This window comes from Polaribacter huanghezhanensis (genome assembly GCF_030444335.1).
Taxonomy (GTDB): Bacteria; Bacteroidota; Bacteroidia; order Flavobacteriales; family Flavobacteriaceae; genus Polaribacter; species Polaribacter huanghezhanensis.
In genome coordinates this window covers 23843-42102 of record NZ_CP128595.1, presented here as the reverse complement: position 1 = coordinate 42102, position 18260 = coordinate 23843, and the positions used below count along the sequence as shown (strand labels likewise).

The following is an 18260-nucleotide window of genomic DNA, read 5'->3' as shown; positions in this document are numbered from 1 at the left end:
ATAAATTTAATTCCGAAATTATGAAATACAAGCACATTTTTGAACCCTTAGATTTAGGTTTTACAACGTTAAAAAATAGAATTTTAATGGGTTCTATGCATACAGGATTGGAAGAAGAAAAAAATGGATTGGAAAGAATTGCTGCGTATTATGGAGAACGAGCAAAAGGCGGAGTTGGATTAATTGTTACGGGTGGAATTGCTCCAAACAGACAAGGATGGACAGCGCCTTTTTCTGCAAGAATGACAACCAAGAAACATGCTGAAAGTCACAAGATAATTACGGAAGAAGTTCATAAACACGGTGGAAAGATTTGTATGCAAATTTTGCATTCCGGGAGGTATGGGTATCACCCATTTAGTGTAGCACCATCAAATATTAAAGCACCAATTTCTCCTTTTAAACCTTTTCAATTAACAGAATCAGGAATAAAAAGAACCATAAAAGATTTTGTAAATAGCGCAAAATTGTCAAAAATTGCTGGTTATGACGGAGTCGAAATTATGGGTTCTGAAGGCTATTTAATCAATCAGTTTATTGCCAAAAGAACCAATAAGCGCATGGATAAATGGGGTGGAGTTTATGAAAACAGAATGCGTTTACCAATTGAACTGGTAAAACAAACTAGAGAGGCAGTAGGTAAGGATTATATCATCATTTTTAGACTTTCTATGCTAGATTTGGTAGAAAATGGAAGTAATTGGGATGAAATTGTTGAGCTAGCAAAAGAAATTGAAAAAGCTGGAGCAACCATTATCAATACAGGAATTGGTTGGCACGAAGCTAGAATTCCGACAATTGCAACATCGGTTCCAAGAGCAGCGTTTACTTGGGTTACAAAAAAAATGAAGAAAGAAGTTACTATTCCTTTAGTAACTACAAATAGAATAAATATGCCAGAAACGGCAGAAGAAGTTTTGGCTAATGGCGATGCAGATATGATTTCTATGGCGCGTCCTTTTTTGGCAGATCCAGAATGGGTACATAAAGCTGAACAAGAAAGAGACGATGAAATAAACACGTGTATTGGTTGTAATCAAGCATGTTTAGATCATGTGTTTCAGCAAAAAGTAGCAAGTTGTTTGGTAAATCCAAGAGCTTGTCATGAAACCGAATTGAATTACAATCCAACAGAAAATAAAAAGAAAATTGCTATTGTTGGTGCTGGTCCTGCAGGGCTAGCTGCTGCATCTGTTGCTGCCCAAAGAGGTCATCTAGTAACATTATTTGATGCCGATTCTGAAATTGGCGGACAGTTTAATATTGCAAAACAAATTCCAGGTAAAGAAGAGTTTTATGAAACCATTCGTTATTTTAAAAAGCAGTTAGAATTACATCATGTTACTCAAAAATTAAACACAAGAGTTACTGCGGACGATTTATTAAAGGAAAATTTTGATGAAATTGTTTTAGCCACAGGAATAAAACCTAGAATGCCAAATATAGTAGGAATCGAGAATAAAAAAGTACTGAATTACTTAGATGTTTTAAAATATAAAAAACCAGTCGGAAAACGTGTAGCTGTTATTGGCGCAGGCGGAATTGGTTTTGACGTTTCAGAATATTTAGCGCATGAAGGTGAAAGTACTTCACTTAATATTGATGCTTGGTTGAAAGAATGGGGAATTGATAAAACCTTAACTGCAAGAAGCGGAACAGAAGGAATTACTGCAGAAGTTGATCCATCACCAAGAGAAATTTTTATGTTTAAGCGAAGCAAAGGTAAATTTGGCGGAAACTTAGGAAAAACTACAGGTTGGATTCATCGTTCTACATTAAAAAAGAAAAATGTTCAGTTTATCAATAGAGTAGCATATACGAAAATTGATGATATTGGGTTGCATTATGTTCAAAATGAGGAAGCTAAAATTTTAGAAGTTGATACCATTGTAATTTGTGCTGGTCAAGTTCCGTTTAAAGAATTGCTTTCTCCTTTAGAAGAAGCAAATGTAAAAGTTCATGTAATTGGTGGAGCAGATATTGCTGCAGAATTAGATGCAAAAAGAGCCATTAATCAAGGATGTAGATTGGCAGCAGAAATCTAAAACTCATTCAGTACTCACTATTTTAATCCACAAATAATTCCGATATTTGCTTTTCAACTATTTAAAACAGAACGATTATGGCAATGAATAAAAATACCGTATTAGCGTGGGCTACATTTATAATGATTCTTGTAGGATTGGGTTTAATTGCTCTTGGAGCCTTTAGATATGATGATGTTGCAGGTTGGGGTTTTGCTGCAGTAGGAGTGGGCTTCTTTGCAATTGCTTGGGTATTTAATGCCTTAAAAGGAAGAGTTTAATAGTTTCAAAGTTACAGAGTTGCAAAGTGTGGAAGTATGTTTTTTTAATTCCACTAAACACTAAACACTAAACACTAAACACTAACCACTAACCACTAACCACTAATATATGTCAGACGATAAGAAAGTCATCTTTTCGATGAATAAGGTTTCTAAAACCTATCAAAGTACAAACAAACAAGTATTAAAAGATATTTATTTAAGTTTCTTCTACGGAGCTAAAATCGGAATTTTAGGTTTAAACGGTTCAGGTAAATCAACTTTATTAAAAATTATTGCTGGAAAAGAAAAAAATTATCAAGGTGATGTTGTTTTTTCTCCAGGCTATAATGTTGGTTATTTAGAACAAGAACCAGCATTAGACGAAACAAAAACAGTAATTGAAATTGTAAAAGAAGGCGTTGCAGAAACAGTTGCAACTCTAGATGAGTACAATAAAATTAACGACATGTTTGGTTTAGAAGAAGTATATTCTGATCCAGATAAAATGGAAAAGTTGATGAATCAACAAGCGGTATTGCAAGATAAAATTGATGCATCAAATGCTTGGGAATTAGATACAAAATTAGAAATTGCAATGGATGCTTTACGTACTCCAGAACCAGATAAATTAATTTCTGTATTGTCTGGAGGAGAAAGACGTAGAGTTGCTTTATGTAGATTGTTATTACAAGAACCAGAAATATTATTGTTAGATGAGCCAACAAACCACTTGGATGCAGAATCTGTACATTGGTTAGAACATCATTTAGCACAATACAAAGGAACTGTAATTGCCGTAACGCACGATAGGTATTTCTTAGATAACATTGCAGGTTGGATTTTAGAATTGGATAGAGGAGAAGGAATTCCTTGGAAAGGAAATTACTCTTCTTGGTTAGATCAAAAATCAAAACGTTTAGCGCAAGAAAGTAAAACAGCTTCTAAGCGACAGAAAACATTAGAACGAGAGTTAGAGTGGGTTCGTCAAGGAGCAAAAGGTCGACAAACAAAGCAAAAAGCACGTTTGAAGAATTATGACAAATTGATGAGTCAAGATCAAAAACAAATGGACGAAAAGTTGGAAATTTATATTCCAAATGGCCCACGATTAGGAACTAATGTAATTGAAGCAACTGGAGTTTCTAAAGCTTTTGATGATAAATTATTGTACGAAAATTTAGAATTTAATTTACCTCAAGCAGGAATTGTTGGAATTATTGGTCCAAATGGAGCGGGAAAAACCACAATTTTTAAAATGATTATGGGCGAGGAAACTCCAGATAAAGGAAGTTTTAAAGTAGGTGAAACTGCCAAGATTGCTTACGTAGATCAAAGTCATTCAAATATTGATGTAGAGAAATCTATTTGGGAAAACTTTTCTGACGGACAAGAATTGGTGATGATGGGAGGAAAGCAAGTAAATTCTAGAGCGTATTTAAGTCGATTTAATTTTGCAGGAAGCGAACAGAACAAAAAAGTTGCTGCACTTTCAGGAGGAGAACGTAATAGATTGCATTTAGCAATGACGTTAAAAGAAGAAGGAAATGTTTTGTTATTGGATGAGCCAACAAATGATTTAGATGTAAATACGTTGCGAGCGTTAGAAGAAGGTTTAGAAAACTTTGCTGGTTGTGCTGTAGTTATTAGTCACGATAGATGGTTTTTAGACAGGGTTTGTACGCATATTTTAGCTTTTGAAGGCGATAGTCAAGTGTATTTCTTTGAAGGGTCTTTTACAGATTACGAAGAAAATAAGAAGAAACGTTTGGGTGGAGATTTAATTCCGAAACGACTTAAATATAAAAAACTGATTCGTTAATACATGAAAAATCCCGCTATTTAGCGGGATTTTTATTTAGTAGTGTTTAACTCCTTCTTTTTTCATACACTTTATTACCTTTCTTTTTCGTAGTCCCTTTTTTTACTCTTTTAGTAGCTTTCGGTACTATTTTTCTTTTTGTTTTAATGGTACTTTTTCTTGTAGTTGCATTCGATTTTCTTCTTTTAATGATTTTATTTCTCTTGCCAACTTTAGCATTTGAATTTGCTTTGTAATAATAGTAGTCTTTATCTTCTCTATATTTTTTATAGTTGTTTTTAAAACTTCTATTGTAGAAAAAGCGATCATTATAACTAAAAATTGGCCCAATGTTTATTGAGAAATGAAAATCAGAATCATAATTAGAAGATCTATTTACGTTTCCATAAAAATAAGGTTCTCCCCAATTATTGTAAGAAATTTTTAAATTGCCAACGCGTCTTAATAATCCATTACGGTAATACAGTTTTACGTTGCCAATTTTGGAAACATTTCCTCTGTAATCATAACGAATATAGTTTCTTCCAATACGCTTTATTCTTCCTCTATAATCTCTATCTACTCTTAGCGAGTTATTACTATAAGTTCTACCATTATAATTGTAGTAGTTTGAGTTTCGTGTTAAACTATTAAATTCAAATTCGCCATCTAAAAACACATGAAATTGAATTCCCTTTTCAACAAAAGTTACAGCTTCGTCATTTCTATTATTAATAATACTTTTTTTAGCTGATGTTGTATAGTCGTTTGCTTTTACTGATGCAAATGACAAGATTCCTAACAATAATAGTAATCCTCTTTTCATAATTTCTAGGTTTTTAATTTGCCTACTCTTTTCGGTTTTCAGCTTCCTCGTTGAAAGATATTTTCAAAGAGCGTGCCAAAAACTAAAAAGTATGAATTTGAAAGTGTAATTACTACAAAAATTATAGCATTATTTTTCTCTTAAAGGATTTTTTTTACTTGAATTTATGAAGTCTTGTGATGCTTTTGGTGTATTTTTTTAACTTTTTAACATCTTTTAATAAACCAATTGTAGAACGATACGGAATGTTATTTTGATCGTGATTTAACCTCGCAATTTTATACAATTGTTTCCAGTGGATTCGCATTTCTTTTAATGCTTGCAGGTAGTTTGTTTTATTAGTATCGTAAATATGAGTGGGTTCTGCTAAGATTCCGTTGAGTTCTAAAATTTTAAATTTTCCATTTTCCAACTCTTCAAAAGTGTTGTATTTAATATCTATTCTTCCATAAAACCAACCATCAATTTGTTTGTTTAAATGAGTGATGGTTTCTTCTAATTTTTGAGAAATTAAATGATTTCCATTTATAAATTGCGTTCCTTTTGAATGATTTCCGATATCAGAAAGTTGTACTTTTTTGTCTTTTTTTATGATTGTATCTAAGGGGATTGTAACATTATTTTTAATAATTTTTACATAATTTTTTGCTCGATTGTCAGATAAAATAAGTTCTTCTAATGTGTGTGTTCCATCACCAATAACATATGGAAAATCTTTCAATGTTAAAGATGTAATTTTTCCCTTTTGATGGTCTGGAAAGCGAAGATAAAAAATACCGCATTCTTTCTTTTCAGTCAAAAATTCTTGAATTAAAATATCAATCGGGTATTTTTCAAGATAGTTTTTTAATTCACTCTCTGATGCAATTTTTTGTACCAATAAACCTCTAAAACCAATATCTGGTTTTGCAATTAATGGATAAGAAATGTTTTTTTCTTTGACCTTTTTAATTGATTCATTTACGTCAGAATTAACTTCATGAAAAATGGTTACAGGCAAATATTCTTTCGGGATTAATTGCATGGTTTTGTACTTAGATTCAGTGCCAATTCCAGAATTTTCTATGGTCGGATTTACAGCAGTGTAAAAAACTAAGTTTTTTGCCTTTACTGCATGATAAAATGCAAAAGGAATGTTAGGAATATAAAACATTGGAGTAGGCCAATATTCCCAGTTAAATAATTTGTGTATGTTTCTTTTAGAACCCAATTATTAGTTATTAAACAATCCGTCTAAAAAAGTTTTAACTGTTTTAAAAGCCAAGACAATTGTAACAATAAATAAGAGTATTGCAATTGCCAAAATTAGATATGCCAACCACATCGAATTTTCCATTTTGTTTAAGGCTTTAAAGGCAATGCTTAAAGTAATTGGAGAAACAATTAAAAGTAAAATTAACACTAATAACTGCTTTATTCCTTTATTTAGTATGTCTGTATTAACACTCATTTTTATAGTTTAAAATTGCGTTTCTAACATTCTTATATTTCTCTAACAATGTAGCAGCGGTTTCTTTGTCGATATGTAACTCATTTGCTAACATATCAATTCCTCTGTTTACCAATTTGTTGTTAGATAGTTGCATGTCAACCATTTTGCTTCCTTTTATTTTTCCCAATAAAATCATGGTTGATGTTGTGAGCATATTCAAGACCATTTTTTGTGCTGTTCCAGCTTTCATTCTAGAACTTCCGGTCACAAATTCCGGCCCCACAACAACTTCAATCGGATGTTTAGAAACGGTAGATAACGGACTGTTTTTATTACAAGTGATGCAGCCTGTACTAATATTTTGTTTGTTGCACGTTTCTAATGCAGCAATTACATACGGTGTTGTTCCAGAAGCTGCAATACCAACAACCACGTCTTTTTCCGAGATATTATGTTGTTGTAAATCAATCCAACCTTGTGTTGTAGAATCTTCAGCATTTTCTACCGCTTTTCTGATTGCAGAATCTCCACCAGCAATCAACCCAACAACCAATTCGTGTGGAACGCCAAATGTTGGCGGACATTCAGAAGCATCTAAAATACCTAATCGTCCGCTTGTTCCTGCGCCCAAATAAAATAATCTGCCACCCTTTTTAAGTTTTTCTACCAGTATTTCGGTTAAAGCAGTTATTTGTGGAATCGCTTTTTCTACAGCAAAGGCAACTGTTTTATCTTCATTATTGATATTGTTTATCAACATAGAAGCACTCATTTTTTCTAAATGATTGTACTTTGAATCTTGTTCTGTAGTTTTGGTAAAACTCATAAATCAAAAATAACTAAAAAAGGCGATGTAAAAATTACATCGCCTTTAAATAATCTATTTATTTTTTTAAAATTTTGATAAGATTGTATTCAACGTAGCACTTGGTCTCATTTCTTTAGAAGTTAATTCTTCATTCGGATAATAATAACCATCTATATTTAAAGCACTTCCTTGAGCTGCATTTAACTCGCTAATAATTGTATTTTCGTTAATTTTTAGCTCGTTTGCAATTGCAGTAAATCTATTTTTAAGCGTACTATTTTTATTTTGATTGGCCAATGCTTCTGCCCAATATGTTGCTAAATAAAAATGCGAACCTCTATTGTCTAATTCGCCAACTTTACGAGAAGGAGATTTTTTATTGTCTAAAAATGTATCAGTCGCGTCGTCTAAGGTTTCTGCTAAAACCAAGGCTTCTTCATTGTCGTTGGTTTGTCCTAAATGTTCTAAAGAAACTGCTAATGCTAAAAATTCACCTAAAGAATCCCAGCGTAAATGGCCTTCTTTTAAAAATTGTTGCACATGTTTTGGAGCAGAACCACCAGCGCCAGTTTCAAACAATCCACCGCCATTCATTAACGGAACAATTGATAGCATTTTAGCAGAAGTTCCAAGTTCTAAAATCGGGAATAAATCTGTTAAATAGTCGCGCAATACATTTCCAGAAACAGAAATTGTGTCTTTTCCTGCTTTTACTCTTTGTAAGGTGAATTCTGTTGCTTCAAACGGAGCTAAAATTTGAATGTCTAAACCAGTTGTATCATAATTTGGTAAATAGGTATTTATTTTTTTGATGATTTCTGCATCATGAGCTCTATTTTTATCTAACCAAAAAACCGTTGGTGTATTGGTTGCTTTAGCTCTGTTTACAGCCAATTTAATCCAATCTTGAATTGGAGCGTCTTTTGCTTGACACATTCTCCAAATATCTCCAGCTTCTACATTGTGTTCAATTACAATTTCTCCATCAGAATCTAAAACGCGAACCACTCCGTTTGATTGAGTTTCAAAAGTTTTATCGTGTGATCCGTATTCTTCAGCTTTTTGCGCCATTAAACCAACATTAGAAACGGTTCCCATTGTTGTTGGATCAAATGCACCATTTTCTTTACAAAAATCTATGGTTGCTTGATAAATTCCTGCATAAGAACTATCGGGAATGACAGCTTTTGTATCTTGTAGTTTTCCTGCTGCGTTCCACATTTGTCCAGAAGTACGAATCATTGCTGGCATCGAAGCATCAATAATTACATCACTTGGCACATGTAAGTTGGTAATTCCTTTATCAGAATTTACCATTGCAACGGCAGGGTTATTTTTAAAAGCTGCTGTAATATCAGCTTCAATTTCTGCTTTTTTATCAGCAGGTAATTCGTCTAATTTACCAACTAAATTTCCAAATCCGTTATTTACATCAACTCCAATTTCCTCAAAGGTTTTTCCATGTTTTGCAAACAATTCTTTAAAGAAAACACGAACTCCATGTCCAAAAATAATGGGATCAGAAACTTTCATCATCGTTGCTTTCATGTGTAAAGAAAACAACACCTCTTTTTCTTTTGCATCCTTAATTTGAGCTTCTAAGAAGTTTAACAATGCTTTCTTACTCAATACAGTTGCATCAATAATTTCGCCTGCTAATAATGGAGTTGATTCCTTTAATACTGTAGCATTTCTATTAATATCTAGATGTACTATTTTTACGTCTGTTGCATTTTTTACAGTCACAGATTTTTCATTGTGAAAAAAATCTCCTTCGCTCATTGTTGCAACATGGGTTTTAGAATCTGAACTCCACGCTCCCATAGAATGCGGATTTTTCTTTGCGTAATTTTTTACTGCTTTTGGAGCTCTTCTGTCAGAGTTCCCTTCACGTAAAACAGGATTTACCGCAGATCCTTTTACTTTATTATAGCAAGCCATTACTTTTTTATCTTCTTCTGTAACTACTTCATCCGGATAATTTGGAATGGCAAAACCGCTATCTTGTAATTCTTTAATTGCTGCTTTTAATTGCGGAACCGAAGCGCTTATATTTGGTAGTTTTATAATGTTTGCTTCAGGAGATTTTACCAAATTTCCTAATTCTGCCAAAGCATCAGTTACTTTTTGATCTTTGTTTAAATATTCTGACAAATTAGCCAATATTCTTGCCGCTAAAGAAATATCTTTTGTTGCTATTTCTATTCCAGACGCTTTTGTAAATGCTTGTACAATTGGTAAAAAAGAATAGGTTGCTAAAGCTGGAGCTTCGTCCGTTTTAGTATAAATTATTTTAGCAGTTTTTGTCATTGCTTGTATTTTTTAAATTGATTTTTTAGTGCGATTTAATTCGATTTAAAACCCGAATTATGCGCTACAAATTTAGTGATTAATGACGAGAAAAATTCTATCAAATTATTAATAATACGCTAGTATAAATATGAATTTGATAAAAAATCTGTCCTAAAAACAGGATTTGTTATTAATAATAAAAGCCATATCCAACAATTGCTTGTTATGATATGGCTTCTTTGAAATACTGTCCGTTAATTCTGTTGTATTCCTACAACGCTTTACAAGTAGTTATTCAGCTTGTGAGCAACTATGCCTCAATAAAAAATTAACTTCTTTTATTTCAGTTGTTGAATTGTCTAGTTTCATGTACACATTTTGTATATATGCAACTAATATTGACAACTCGATGTGTTTTTCAAATTTAAAGAAATCGCTGCTTTCGCTTTAATTTTGAACTTTCGTTTGTTTTCTTTTTACAGATCACTTCTCTTGAGTTCTAAAAATGAATTATCATTGCTGTAAATCACTTTTACTTTGTTTATGAAAAACGATGATAAAGAACGTTACTTTATGGTTTCTTCGAAATAAGACTATACTTATTCTTGCGATTAATTATAGTGTTACTTCGTTTCTACTTTTCAAATATAGCATAGATCTTTAAAAAAACAAATTTTTCAACTAATTAATAATCAACAAGATATGAACAAGTTTTATTAACATTTGTTCATTAAAAAAAGCGTTGTGAAAATCACAACGCTTTTTTTATATGGTTTTGGTAAAATAGAATTATCTTCTTTTCTCAGTAATTCTTGCTTTTTTACCAGTAAGACCTCTAAAGTAAAAGATACGAGCTCTTCTAACTTTTCCTCTTTTGTTTACTTCAATTTTTTGAATTGATGGTAAGTTCACAGGAAAAATACGCTCAACTCCAATAGTTCCAGACATTTTTCTGATTGTAAAAGTTTCTGATAATCCAGTTCCTTTACGTTGAATTACAACTCCTCTAAAAAACTGAGTTCTAACTTTGTCTCCTTCTCTAATTTCGTAGTATACTGTAATCGTATCACCAGCTGCAAACTCTGGGTTTTCGTTTTTTGTTACAAACTCGTCTTGTACAAATTTTATTAAAGATTCCATTTTTATTTTATTTATGGTTTTTCAAGAATCAACTTTCACGATTTTTTCGTCAGAGGTTAATTTTGAGGTTGCAAATTTAGTAAATATTTTAGAAAATAAATGTTTTTATGATATTATTTTTTATGCTGATAATTCGTACAATAGAAAACCCAAAATTTACGAACTTCTTTTCCGTTTATGGTGATAATAATTGGCTGTAACTCTGTGATGTTTTCAAAATAAGCATTCAGTTCTTCAGGAATTTTTCCTTTTTTATTCGCATTTTTAAAACGTGTATCAGAATCTATAAACAAGGCATTTTTATTGTTTAAATCAGATAAATTATCTCCAATATAATCAAACTGTAGAGCCTGTAATTCAACTACGTTTTGTGCGTACACTTTTTCATCCATAAAAAAGTTCAACACTGCGGATGTTTTATAATCGTCATCTGAAAAAACAAATGAATTCGGATATTCTGCCTGTAGTTTCTTTGTTTCAATTGCTAATTCTTTCCAGCCAATCCAAGTGTCATCACTTTTTATGGGAACTAAATAAAATAAAATTTGGGCAGCAATCAATACATGAAATACAATAGAAGTAATGATTTGTGCTTTTACCAATTTCTTACTGATAAACATTCCTGCGATGATAATTCCAGTAATATAAGAAGGAATCATCCAGTTTAATTTTACCCAATAAATTGGAGTTATCGTAAAAAAACCAACAAATGTAGGAACGAAAAAAGCAAGCAAGAACAATGTTTTTGCTTTGGGAAGTTTAAATTTAAGCAATGCTCTTTTAATAAATTTAAACGTAAACGTGATAAAAACTGCAAATAAAATGGGCAATAAGATGATCAATTGATGTGCAATTGCTCCGAAAAAATAATCGGGATAAATTTTAAATTGCGATATAATTCCAGTTCTGTTAGAACCCTGAAATGCAAAAGAAGCAAATTCGTGTTGATAATTCCACCACCAAACCGGAAAGGTTACCAAGACAGAAATCACAAGACAAATCCACAGCCAAGGAGAAATTAATAATTTTCTATATTGATTAGAAAAAACAACAAATGCTAACAGACCTATTTGTAATAACAATGCGGTGTATTTACTGTCAAATGCCAATCCCATAAAGATTCCTGCGAAAATCCAATGCCATTTTTTGTGATCAAAAATTGCTTTGTATAAACTAATCAACGTCAATGTCCAAAATAATAATAACGGAACATCTGGCGTTGAATTAAATGACAAAACAGAAATACATAAAGTAGAACTTATTAAAACTAGCGCTCGTAATGCCTTTGTTTTCGATAAAAATAATCCTGCTAATTTGAAAAAACTCAATAATGTAAAAGAGGTTACAACAAAATCTGCGAGTTTTACCACAAAAACAGTTTTACCAAAAACTTCTGTAAATCCTCGTAAAATATAACCAATCATTCCTGGATGATCAAAATACGAAAGTGCTAAATGTTCTCCGTAAAAATGATAATACGCATCTTGTGGCATCAATCCCATAAAAGGCAACAGCAAAAAACGGAACAATTGAAATCCGAATACAACCGCCAAAGCTGGATGTTTATTTATTAAGTTTTTTAATGTTTTCAAAGAAGTGATTTTTTGGTTCAATAAAAATATTTAAAACCCTTTATAAGGGTTCATCAAGTAAATCTGGTCTTATTTGTTCGGTTCTTTCGTAGGCTTTTTCTGTTCGCCAAGCATCAATTTTCGGAAAATTACCAGACAATAAAACTTCTGGAACTTTTAATCCTTTGTATTCTGACGGACGTGTATACACCGGCGGAGATAATAAATTGTCTTGAAAAGAATCTGTCAATGCAGATTGTTCATCGCCAATTGCCCCAGGAATTAATCTAATAATTGCATCACACAAAACTGCAGCAGCCAATTCGCCACCGCTCAACACATAATCGCCAATAGAAATTTCTTTGGTGATAAATAAATCTCTAACACGTTGATCTACACCTTTATAGTGCCCGGTTAAAATGATGATATTTTCTTGTAAAGAAAGTGTGTTTGCGGTTTGCTGATTGAGTGTTTTTGCATCTGGTGTCATGTAGATGACTTCATTGTAAGTGCGCTCAGATTTTAATTTAGAAATACAAGCATCAATTGGTTCTAACATCAACACCATTCCTGCGCCGCCGCCAAATTGTGTATCGTCTATTTGTCTGTAATTGCCCAAGCCATAGTCACGTAAATTATGAAAATGAACAGCAACCAAACCTTTATCTCTTGCTCTTTTTATGATAGAATAGTCAAACGGACTTTGTATCAATTCTGGAGACACTGTAATAATATCTATACGCATTTGGCAAATGTACGAGTTTCTATTATTTTATGGAAAGAAGATGTTGAGAAGAAATTTGTAAGTTTTAGATGATCAATTTCATTACACTTTCAGTAATGCTATCGCATCTACTAAAACCAAAGGCAAAAATATTTTTATCATTTGTAACTTCATATAATTTATTTTTTAGCATTTCTTTTGAACGATATAAACGTATTTTTACATTGGCAACGGTTAAATCTAAAACAACAGCAATTTCTTTAAGACTCATTTCTTCGACTTCTCTTAAAATATAAACCGCTTTGTACTTTAAATCCAAATTCTCGATAGCGTTTTCTAGTAATTGTTTTGCTTCATTCCGTATCATTTTGTCCTGCGGATTTAATTGTTTGTTATCTGGAATTTCTAAAATAATAGTGCTTTTTAAATTGTCTGATTGTTGGTTTAAATGATATAATTTCCCTTTTTCTTTTAACCTAGCTAGAGATTCATTTATTCCGATGCGAATAAGCCAAGTAGAAAAAGAGGATTCTAATTTAAATTGATATAATTTAGTAAAAGCTTTTAAGTAACTATTTTGCATGATATCTTCAATTTCGACTTCTTCTTTTAAATAACTGCGAATTGCGCGATACAATTTTTGATTGTTTCGTCTTACCAAAATTTCGTACAGTTCTTTTTCGCCACCCAGAATACGCTTTATCACTTCTGTTTCATTTATTCTATGATTGTTAAAATCATTGATATGTATTGCTTCCATTTGTTGTGTCTTTTACTTTAGATAAGGTAACATGAAAAAAGTTACAAACTTTTGTATCCTTTTTAAAATTTTACAATCAAAAGGATGTATCAAATTTATAAATAATAAAAAAGAAGATTATGAATTCAAATGTACATGTAGTAAAAAACATTTTAAAATACACTTTTGGTTTAGTGCCAATTGTTGCAGGATTAGACAAATTCACGAATATTTTAACCAATTGGAGTCAATATGTTTCTGATGGTTTTGCAGGAATGATTCCTTTTGAACCTTCTACATTTATGATGATAGTTGGAGTTATAGAAATTGTTGCAGGTGTTCTTGTTTTAACAAAAACAAAGTTAGGAGCTTATGTGGTTTCTGCTTGGTTAACAGCTATTGCGTTGACGTTAATTTTTAGTTGGAGTTATGTAGATGTTGCTGTGCGAGATTTGGTGATGGCGATTGCAGCTTTTTCATTAGCAAAATTATCTGAAACTAATTTTAGCACAAATTAAATATTTAGTAGTTTTTGGTTTTAATTATCACGCAATTGTAAAAATTGCGTAATTTTTTATTTTGAAATCTTTCAACCATAAAATCTCCAAATTCTCTTTAGATATATTATATTTTTTTTACGTTTTTTGCTTCTATAATAAATTAATTCTGTTTTAGTAGCTCTCTTAACGTTAGGCGTATTGGCATTTTTTTTACTTTATAGCTATTACTGCACTTGATGGCCCAGTCAATGGTATTACGGATGTTTGTGTAAAACCACATTCCTTTGCCCAATCATTAAAATCTGCTGCAGAAAAGTCGAACCCTTCGGGGGTTTCTATATTCATATTTAATGACATCATTAGACCAAAAGCATTTTCACTTCTATTGTCATCAATAATGTTTTCAATAACAACCAATGCTCCGCCTTGTGATAATGCATCATATGCTTTTTTGATGAGTATTTTCTTTTCTTTTGTTCCCCAATCATGCAGCACATTTCCCATGGTAATAACATCAGCTTTAGGAAGGTCTTCGGTTAAAAAATCACCTGATTGTGCAGCTACCCGATCACTTAATCCCATTGCATTAATATGTTCTCTGGCAACAGGTTCTACCGCGGGCAGGTCAAAAGTAATACAGCGCATATGTGGATTATTCAGGGCTACTTGTGTGGCAAGATATCCGCCTGCACCTCCTGCATCACAAAGGGTATGGTATTTGGTAAAATCAAACACTTTGGAAAACATCATGAAATTGCCCATTTGGATACCCCCCATGGCTTTTAAAAATTCTCTCAATTTTGACTGATCTGCATAGAGCGCTTCAAAAATGGGAGCGTCACCTGATTTGGTTTCATTTTGAGGTTTCCCTGTTTTTAGACCTTCTTCCAGGTTATTCCAAAAAGGATATAAACGATTATTTGCCATTTCAAGCATTCCACCAATGTAGCTTGGTTTATTTTTATCGAGAAATAGATCCGCATCCTCGGCATTACTATAGACAGCAGTTTCCTTTATTCCTGTTCTTTTCAAAAAGCCTAAAGCAACCAATGTATCTAAGAAATCATAAAGACCGCGATTGTGTAGACCTAATTTTTCTTTGATGGATTGCCCAGTTAAATTTGCTTTTGCCAAATGCGTGAACAATCCCATGTTTACTGCGGTTAGCATTGTTTTAGACGCAAAAAATCCCATACCAACTTGCATTATTTTGGAAGGGTCTACTTGTTTTTTTGTTACTGTTTCCATGATAGTACCGTTTTAAATGAATATCAAAGAACATTTATTTAAAACATAAAATCGTTGACCTAGATCAAGACTTTTATAAAATTTCGAACTTTCTTAAACGGCTGAGTGCCTCTGGGGTGATTTGGAGAAATGAAGCAATTTGTTTTTGTGAGACCCTTTGTTGAATTTTCGGATATTTTTCAAGCAATACTTTATAACGGGTTCTAGCAGATTCAGATAATCCGGAAAGTTTTAATACTGAAGCCATCGTTGCTTTTGAACGTAACTTAGCCGTGTATTCTCTAAAGCACTTAGATTTGTTTAATAAATCTAAATGGTTCTTCGCTGTAATTGTTAGCAACGTAGTGTTTTCTAGAAATTGTGTATTAATCAGCGAAGGTGTTTGGTTTACAAAGCTACTAACATCACCAAGCCACCAATTTTCAAAACCAAACCCGGTATTCACTTCTTTACCTTCGGTAGAAAGCATGTAATTTCTATAGCAGCCTTCTATGACAAAACCGGCAAATTTGCAAATGTAGCCTTGCTTTAAGAAATGTTCTTTTTTCTCAAAAAGCTTTGGCGTAAAATATTGTCCAATAATTTGCTTCTCAATGCTGGTGCCAGGAACATTTTGTCGGATATGATTAATTAGCTTATCGTACATTAGTTGTTACTCTATGATGTTTTATATCATAAGTTTAGCGAAGTTACCCTAAATTGAGTTTAGAAACAAATTGGACTATTTTTCAAACTCCTTATCTTTACAAAAACCTTTTTTATGAGAATTGTATTTCTTTTTGTTGTCTTGCTGTTGGCAAGTTGTGCTAAAAAACCAGAACCTGTAGAAATCTCTGCAATTAAAATTGCTAGAGATATATATGGTGTTCCGCATATTTTTGCAAAAACAGATGCAGAAGTTGCCTATGGTTTGGCTTGGGCGCAATGCGAAGATCAATTTATTACGTTGCAAGAATTGATGGCGGCTTGTAAAGGAATGTTAGGTGAAATAAAAGGAAAAGAAGGTTTGGTTGCAGATTTCGGAATCAAATTTATGGGATTGCAAGAAATTGCAAAAGCCAATTACGAACGAGATGTAACCGGAAAATTTAAAACCTATTTAGAAAGTTTTGTTGCTGGCGTAAATGCCTACGCAAAATTACATCCAGAGGAAGTGCAATTAGATGATTTGTTTCCAATAACTGGGCAAGATGTAATTGTTGGTTATTTATTAGGGAATTTAGAAGTGTCGCATGCCGGACAAGATTTGGCGAAAATAATGAACGGAACCATTTTAAAAGACTTAAATTCTGATGTGCCAAAAGGCTCCAATGGAATTGCCATTTCTAAACGAAAAACAAAAGACAACAAAACGTATTTGGCAATCAATTCGCATCAACCATTAGAAGGTTGGTATTCTTGGTACGAAGCGCATTTAGTTAGCGAAGAAGGAATGAATATTTTAGGTGGAACTTTTGCGGGTGGAATTTGCATTTTTCATGGAGCAAATGAAGATTTAGCCTGGGCGCATACGGTAAATCATGCAGATTTTTCGGATGTGTATCAATTAGAAATGAATCCAGAAAACAACAATCAATACAAATTCGATGGAAAATGGTTAGAGCTGAAAGAAAAGAAATATACGTCTTGGTTTAAATTAGCTGGACCTATAAAATTTCCGATTAGCAAAACGATTTACGAAAGTAAATACGGACCCACTTTTAAAACAGAACAAGGTGTTTTTGCATGGAGTTTTGTAGTTGGTCGTTCTATAAAAATGGCAGAGCAGTGGTACGAAATGAACAAAGCTAAAAACTTTAACGAGTTTAAAAAGGCCATTGCAATGCGCGGAATTTCTACATTGAATTTTGTGTACGCAGATAAAGAAGACAATATTTATTTTTTAAGCAATGGCGGTTTTCCAAATCGAAATCCAAAATACGATTGGAGCGGAATTTTACCAGGAAATACTTCAGAAACCTTGTGGGGAACAGAAACAGTTCCAGTAGATAGTTTGCCACAAGTGTTAAATCCTAAAGATGGTTGGGTCTTTAACACCAATAACACTCCGTATTCTGCAACAGATTCAGTATCAAATTTTAAAGAAACGAGTTTAAATAAATTAATGGGGTACCAATCTAAAGGATTAGAAAATAATAGAAGTTCTCGATTTTTAGAATTGATTTCTCAATACGATTCGTTGTCGTACACCGATTTTAAACGGATAAAATACGACAATCAATATCCGTCAAAAATGACGACTCCAAAAGCAATCAATTTAGAAGATTTAATGCATTTAGATACTTCTAAATATCCAGATATTGCTGATGCAATTGCACAATTAACCAACTGGAATCGAAAATCTGATTTAGAAAATACAACGGCGCCATTGTTTATCATCACTTGGTTAGAAATTGATAGAATTAGAACAGAAGCAGGAAGAAATATTCGTTATGGAACCATCACAGAAGAAGATTGTGTAGCTGGAATTAGGGAAGCAAAAAAGGAATTGTTAGAAAAATACGGAACTTTAAAAGTTCCATTAAAAAAAGTACAACGTTTAATTCGTGGAGATGTAAATTTACCAATGGCAGGAATGCCAGATGTGTTGGCGGCAATTTATAGCAAAGAAATGAAAGACGTAACGTACAAAGCTTTTGCGGGAGAATCGTATATAGAATTAGTTCGGTTTGGAAAAAATGGAGTAGAGATAGAAAGTGTAAATACGTACGGTTCATCAGAAAAACCTGAAAGTAAGTACTACACATCAGAAATGAAATTATTTGCTACACAGCAACTTAAAAAAATGACCTTAAATAAAGAAGAGGTTTTAAAAAATGCAGTACGAATTTATTCTCCGATGGGAATAAAAAAATAAGCGATCAAAGTATATTTTAATAGCGAGTCTATTTTTAT

The 18260-nt window shown here is 32.5% G+C and carries 16 protein-coding genes; 5 read left to right on the top strand and 11 right to left on the bottom strand.

All coding sequences use genetic code 11. The annotated features are described in order from the left end of the window. Window positions 1-20 precede the first annotated feature (20 nt). The 3 genes from KCTC32516_RS00180 to ettA all read left to right on the top strand — a co-directional run bounded on the left by KCTC32516_RS00180 (window position 21) and on the right by ettA (window position 4106). Window positions 21-2045 carry an NADPH-dependent 2,4-dienoyl-CoA reductase gene (locus tag KCTC32516_RS00180; RefSeq protein ID WP_301401016.1) on the top strand — a complete coding sequence of 675 codons (2025 nt, stop codon included), beginning with the start codon at window positions 21-23 and terminating at the stop codon, window positions 2043-2045. Window positions 2046-2122: 77 nt separating this feature from the next. After that, entirely contained in the window at window positions 2123-2305 is a 183-nt protein-coding gene (locus KCTC32516_RS00175; protein WP_301401014.1) for a CAL67264 family membrane protein, read from the top strand. Window positions 2306-2414: 109 nt separating this feature from the next. After that, a complete protein-coding gene (ettA, locus tag KCTC32516_RS00170; protein ID WP_301401011.1) occupies window positions 2415-4106 on the top strand; it encodes an energy-dependent translational throttle protein EttA in 1692 nt (563 codons plus the stop codon). 46 nt (window positions 4107-4152) lie between these two features. On the opposite strand, the gene KCTC32516_RS00165 is transcribed toward ettA, so the two are convergent. The 9 genes from KCTC32516_RS00165 to KCTC32516_RS00125 form a co-directional block, all read right to left on the bottom strand. Further along, the gene (locus tag KCTC32516_RS00165) at window positions 4153-4911 is read right to left on the bottom strand and encodes a hypothetical protein (protein WP_301401009.1); all 759 of its coding nucleotides are present in this window, start codon (window positions 4909-4911) and stop codon (window positions 4153-4155) included. Window positions 4912-5065: 154 nt separating this feature from the next. Further along, window positions 5066-6121 carry an ATP-grasp domain-containing protein gene (locus KCTC32516_RS00160; RefSeq protein ID WP_301401006.1) on the bottom strand — a complete coding sequence of 352 codons (1056 nt, stop codon included), beginning with the start codon at window positions 6119-6121 and terminating at the stop codon, window positions 5066-5068. 3 nt (window positions 6122-6124) lie between these two features. Further along, window positions 6125-6361, bottom strand: a complete 237-nt coding sequence (locus tag KCTC32516_RS00155; protein WP_301401003.1) for a DUF6095 family protein — start codon at window positions 6359-6361, stop codon at window positions 6125-6127. Next, window positions 6351-7169: an N-acetylmuramic acid 6-phosphate etherase gene (murQ, locus tag KCTC32516_RS00150; RefSeq protein ID WP_301401002.1), complete on the bottom strand. Its 819-nt coding sequence runs from the start codon at window positions 7167-7169 to the stop codon at window positions 6351-6353. The genes KCTC32516_RS00155 and murQ overlap by 11 nt, the downstream gene beginning before the upstream one ends. A 66-nt stretch (window positions 7170-7235) precedes the next feature. Next, window positions 7236-9461 (bottom strand): NADP-dependent isocitrate dehydrogenase, encoded by a 2226-nt coding sequence (locus tag KCTC32516_RS00145; protein WP_301400999.1) that lies wholly within the window; start codon window positions 9459-9461, stop codon window positions 7236-7238. Window positions 9462-10232: 771 nt separating this feature from the next. Continuing rightward, window positions 10233-10583 (bottom strand): 50S ribosomal protein L19, encoded by a 351-nt coding sequence (rplS, locus tag KCTC32516_RS00140; RefSeq protein WP_301400997.1) that lies wholly within the window; start codon window positions 10581-10583, stop codon window positions 10233-10235. A 113-nt stretch (window positions 10584-10696) separates the two neighbouring features. Continuing rightward, window positions 10697-12175 carry a glycosyltransferase family 39 protein gene (locus tag KCTC32516_RS00135; RefSeq protein ID WP_301400995.1) on the bottom strand — a complete coding sequence of 493 codons (1479 nt, stop codon included), beginning with the start codon at window positions 12173-12175 and terminating at the stop codon, window positions 10697-10699. 40 nt (window positions 12176-12215) lie between these two features. After that, window positions 12216-12899: a tRNA (guanosine(37)-N1)-methyltransferase TrmD gene (trmD, locus tag KCTC32516_RS00130; RefSeq protein WP_301400993.1), complete on the bottom strand. Its 684-nt coding sequence runs from the start codon at window positions 12897-12899 to the stop codon at window positions 12216-12218. 64 nt (window positions 12900-12963) lie between these two features. Continuing rightward, on the bottom strand, window positions 12964-13638 hold the full coding sequence (locus KCTC32516_RS00125; protein ID WP_301400991.1) for an RNA polymerase sigma factor: 675 nt from the start codon (window positions 13636-13638) through the stop codon (window positions 12964-12966). 119 nt (window positions 13639-13757) lie between these two features. Here KCTC32516_RS00125 and KCTC32516_RS00120 point away from each other — a divergent pair, with 119 nt between their 5' ends. Next, on the top strand, window positions 13758-14135 hold the full coding sequence (locus KCTC32516_RS00120) for a DoxX family membrane protein (protein ID WP_301400989.1): 378 nt from the start codon (window positions 13758-13760) through the stop codon (window positions 14133-14135). A gap of 192 nt (window positions 14136-14327) precedes the next feature. Here the strand turns inward: KCTC32516_RS00120 and KCTC32516_RS00115 are convergent, their stop codons facing one another. Then, complete coding sequence (locus KCTC32516_RS00115; protein WP_301400988.1) at window positions 14328-15365, bottom strand: methyltransferase; 1038 nt, start codon at window positions 15363-15365, stop codon at window positions 14328-14330. Window positions 15366-15438: 73 nt separating this feature from the next. Then, window positions 15439-16011 carry a Crp/Fnr family transcriptional regulator gene (locus KCTC32516_RS00110; protein WP_301400986.1) on the bottom strand — a complete coding sequence of 191 codons (573 nt, stop codon included), beginning with the start codon at window positions 16009-16011 and terminating at the stop codon, window positions 15439-15441. A 114-nt stretch (window positions 16012-16125) separates the two neighbouring features. Between KCTC32516_RS00110 and KCTC32516_RS00105 the strand changes: the two genes are divergently transcribed. Continuing rightward, window positions 16126-18222: a penicillin acylase family protein gene (locus KCTC32516_RS00105; protein ID WP_301400983.1), complete on the top strand. Its 2097-nt coding sequence runs from the start codon at window positions 16126-16128 to the stop codon at window positions 18220-18222. Window positions 18223-18260: the final 38 nt, after the last annotated feature.

Bases quoted from the DNA above. Each gene is read 5' to 3' on its own strand.
- KCTC32516_RS00110 (WP_301400986.1), bottom strand. From the start codon at position 16,011: ATGTACGATAAGCTAATTAATCATATCCGACAAAATGTTCCTGGCACC.
- KCTC32516_RS00120 (WP_301400989.1), top strand. From the start codon at position 13,758: ATGAATTCAAATGTACATGTAGTAAAAAACATTTTAAAATACACTTTT.
- rplS (WP_301400997.1), bottom strand. From the start codon at position 10,583: ATGGAATCTTTAATAAAATTTGTACAAGACGAGTTTGTAACAAAAAAC.
- KCTC32516_RS00175 (WP_301401014.1), top strand. From the start codon at position 2,123: ATGGCAATGAATAAAAATACCGTATTAGCGTGGGCTACATTTATAATG.
- KCTC32516_RS00145 (WP_301400999.1), bottom strand. From the start codon at position 9,461: ATGACAAAAACTGCTAAAATAATTTATACTAAAACGGACGAAGCTCCA.
- KCTC32516_RS00155 (WP_301401003.1), bottom strand. From the start codon at position 6,361: ATGAGTGTTAATACAGACATACTAAATAAAGGAATAAAGCAGTTATTA.
- KCTC32516_RS00125 (WP_301400991.1), bottom strand. From the start codon at position 13,638: ATGGAAGCAATACATATCAATGATTTTAACAATCATAGAATAAATGAA.
- murQ (WP_301401002.1), bottom strand. From the start codon at position 7,169: ATGAGTTTTACCAAAACTACAGAACAAGATTCAAAGTACAATCATTTA.
- KCTC32516_RS00115 (WP_301400988.1), bottom strand. From the start codon at position 15,365: ATGGAAACAGTAACAAAAAAACAAGTAGACCCTTCCAAAATAATGCAA.
- KCTC32516_RS00105 (WP_301400983.1), top strand. From the start codon at position 16,126: ATGAGAATTGTATTTCTTTTTGTTGTCTTGCTGTTGGCAAGTTGTGCT.
- KCTC32516_RS00165 (WP_301401009.1), bottom strand. From the start codon at position 4,911: ATGAAAAGAGGATTACTATTATTGTTAGGAATCTTGTCATTTGCATCA.
- ettA (WP_301401011.1), top strand. From the start codon at position 2,415: ATGTCAGACGATAAGAAAGTCATCTTTTCGATGAATAAGGTTTCTAAA.
- KCTC32516_RS00180 (WP_301401016.1), top strand. From the start codon at position 21: ATGAAATACAAGCACATTTTTGAACCCTTAGATTTAGGTTTTACAACG.
- trmD (WP_301400993.1), bottom strand. From the start codon at position 12,899: ATGCGTATAGATATTATTACAGTGTCTCCAGAATTGATACAAAGTCCG.